Here is a 3,078-nt window from a genome sequence, read left to right on the forward strand (position 1 = left end):
CCGCCGGGCCGGTCGGCTTCGTGGCGCTGAGCGCGCCGCCGCTGGCCCGCTGGCTCACGGCGGCCTCCGCGCCGCCGCTGGTCTCGACCGCGCTGGCGGGGGCGGCACTGGTGACGGTCGGTGACCTGGTCGCCCAGCGACTGTTCGCCCCGACCCAGCTCCCGGTCGGGGTGGCGACCGGCGCCATCGGCGGGGTCTACCTTGCCGTCCTGCTGATCCGGCAACGGCGGCGGGCGTGACGCCGCATCGGGGCGCGCGGCGCCCACCGGCGGACGGGACCGAGCCGATGACGGAGGACGCCCCATGACGCGGCTGAGCGCGCGCGGCCTCACCTTGGCCTACGACCAGCGGGTGGTGGCCCGCGAACTGGGGATCGACATCCCGGACGGGGCGTTCACCGTCATCGTCGGACCGAACGCCTGCGGCAAGTCGACGCTGCTGCGCGCGCTGGTCCGCCTGCTGCGACCGAAGGCGGGCGCGGTGCACCTCGACGGCGCGCTGATCTCGTCGTACTCGACGAAGGAGGTCGCGCGCCGGCTCGGCCTGCTGGCCCAGTCCGCGACCGCGCCGGCCGGCATCACCGTGGCCGACCTGGTCGCCCGCGGCCGCTACCCGCACCAGCGGCTGCTGCGCCAGTGGTCGCGGGAGGACGAGCGGGTCGTGGCCGAGATGATGGCCCGGACCGCCGTCGCCGACCTGGCCGACCGCCTGGTCGACGAGCTGTCCGGCGGCCAGCGCCAGCGGGTGTGGCTGGCGATGGTCCTGGCCCAGCGGACGCCGATCCTGCTGTTGGACGAGCCGACGACGTTCCTCGACATCGCCCATCAGGTCGAAGTGCTGGACCTGTGCGCCGAGCTGCTCGCCGGCGGCGACCACACGCTGGTGGCGGTGCTGCACGACCTCAACCAGGCCAGCCGGTACGCCGACCACCTGGTGGCGATGCGGGACGGGCGGATCGTCGCCCAGGGGCCGCCGGCCGAGATCGTCACCGCCGCGCTCGTCGCGGACGTCTTCGGCCTGGCCTGCCGGATTATCACCGATCCGGAGTCGGGGACGCCGCTGGTGATCCCGCTGCGGCCGCGGCGCTGGCCCGGCGGTGCGCCCGGCCCAGAGCCCGGCGGTGGCCGTCCCGGCGCCCACGTCCGGCGGAACGGCCGACCCGCTCACGGAGCCGAGCCGGTCCGTCCAGATGGGTTGACGGGGCTGGGTTACTTAGGTTAGCTATACCTGACTTTATCGGGCAGGTAGCCGCTGCCCGCTGTCTTCGACCAGGCGGGCACGGGTTCCCGATCCCGCCGGCCCGACATCGGACGCCGGTGCCGGACGCCGGTGCGCCGGACGGTCGTCGGACGACGCGGGCACGAACCGGTCAGGACGGTGCTGGGTTGGACGGCGCGACGGGTAAGCGACTGCTCAGGACGCAGCTGTCGGCGCGGCGGGGGCAACTCGCCCTCGGCGGCGCGGCCACGGTGGTCCAGCAGACGGCGATGCTCGCCCTCCCCTGGTGCATTCAGCGCGCGCTCGACCAGGGCATCACCCCGCGATCGGTCCACGGCACGCTGACCTGGGCCGTCCCGACCGCGGTCGTCGCCGTGGTGTTCATGCTCGGCGGCGCTGGCGGCCTGTGGTGGTCGGGCCGGGCCGCGAACCGCGTCGCGCACGCGCTGCGGGCCGCGCTGGTCGAGCGGGTGGCCGCCTTCGACCGCCCCGCCATGGCCCGCTACGGGCACGGTGACCTGGCCACCCGGGTCACCCGCGACGTCGACCTGATCCGGCTGTGGGTGCAGAGCCTCGCCATCTGGGTCCGGATCGTCGTGACCATCGTGGTGGTCCTGCCCGCCTTCGCGTTGCTGGACTGGCCACTGCTGATCGTCGGGGTGGTGACGATCCCGCTGGCCGCGTTGGCCAACGCCTACTTCCCCGGCCGCTTCGACGCGGCGAACGAGAAGCTCTCCGAGGCGTTCGCCGCCCGCGCCGACGCGGTGGAGGACCTGCTCTCGGCCAGCGCCGCGGTGCGCGGCCTCGGCGGTGAGGCGGCTCTTGCCCGTCGCCACCACGACCGCAGCGCGGTCCTCACCGACCACACCATGACCGCCGCGCGCATCTCGGCGTCCTGGACCGCCGTCCCGCCGGCCGTCCCCCGGCTGGCGATCGCGGCCGGCCTGGCCATCGGGGGGACGGTGGCGCTGCGCGGCGGCCTCACCGTCGGCGGCCTGGTCGCCTTCACCTCCTGGATGACCACCCTGACGCTGGCGGTCACGGTCGCGGTCGACCTGCTCTCGGCCCGGGGCCAGGCCCGGGTCGCGGCCGGGCGCATCGCCGAGATCCTCGAGACTCCGGTCACTGACGACGACCCGGCCGACGCCGAGACCCCGCCGCCAGGCGGGGCCCTGCTCGCCGCCGGGCTGACCGCCCGGCGCGACGGCCGGCGGGTGCTCGGACCGGTCGACCTGCGCGTCGGTCCGGGCGAGTTCGTCACCGTGACCGGACCGACCGGCGGCGGCAAGACCACGCTCGCCCGCCTGCTCTGCCGGCTGGAGGACCCGGCGACCGGCTCGGTCAGCCTGGGCGGCGTCGACCTGCGGCGGGTCTCCCGCCTCGAGCTGGCCCGCCGGATCGGCCTGGTTCCCCAACGGCCCCTGATCCTGGCCGGCACGGTGGCGGACAACCTCCGGGTCGGCCGCGAGGTCGAGCTGGACGAGCTGCGGGCGGCCTGCGCGGTCGCCGCCGTCGACGACTTCGTGCTGAGCCTGCCCGACGGCTACGACACCGAGCTCGGAGAACGCGGGGCGACCGTCTCCGGCGGCCAGGCCCAGCGGCTGGCCCTGGCCCGCGGGCTGATCGGCCGGCCGGACGTGCTCATCCTCGACGACGTGACCGCGGCTGTCGACGCCGTGACCGAGGCGACGATCCTGCGGGGGCTGCGCGCGTGGTCGCCGCAGGCCGCCCTCGTGGTGATCTCCCACCGCCCCTCCGTCCTGGCCGCCGCCGACCGCGTGCTCCGGCTCGGGCCGGACGGCGTGCCGGCGGCGGGCGCCGGGCCGATCGGGGGCGCGCGGCAGGCGGCCGAGACCGCGC

3 protein-coding genes are annotated in these 3,078 nt (G+C 75.9%); all 3 read left to right on the forward strand.

All coding sequences use genetic code 11. The annotated features are described in order from the left end of the window. Positions 1–239: iron chelate uptake ABC transporter family permease subunit (locus AC08OQ_RS18840; RefSeq protein WP_476612281.1), on the forward strand; the 239-nt coding region annotated here is incomplete at its 5' end. A 64-nt stretch (positions 240–303) separates the two neighbouring features. Next, complete coding sequence (locus AC08OQ_RS18845) at positions 304–1,221, forward strand: ABC transporter ATP-binding protein (RefSeq protein WP_476602337.1); 918 nt, start codon at positions 304–306, stop codon at positions 1,219–1,221. A 164-nt stretch (positions 1,222–1,385) separates the two neighbouring features. Then, on the forward strand, positions 1,386–3,078 hold a 1,693-nt coding region (locus AC08OQ_RS18850; RefSeq protein ID WP_462202511.1), incomplete at its 3' end, for an ABC transporter ATP-binding protein.

The sequence above is a fragment of the Frankia sp. CcCS3 genome (genome assembly GCF_977927575.1).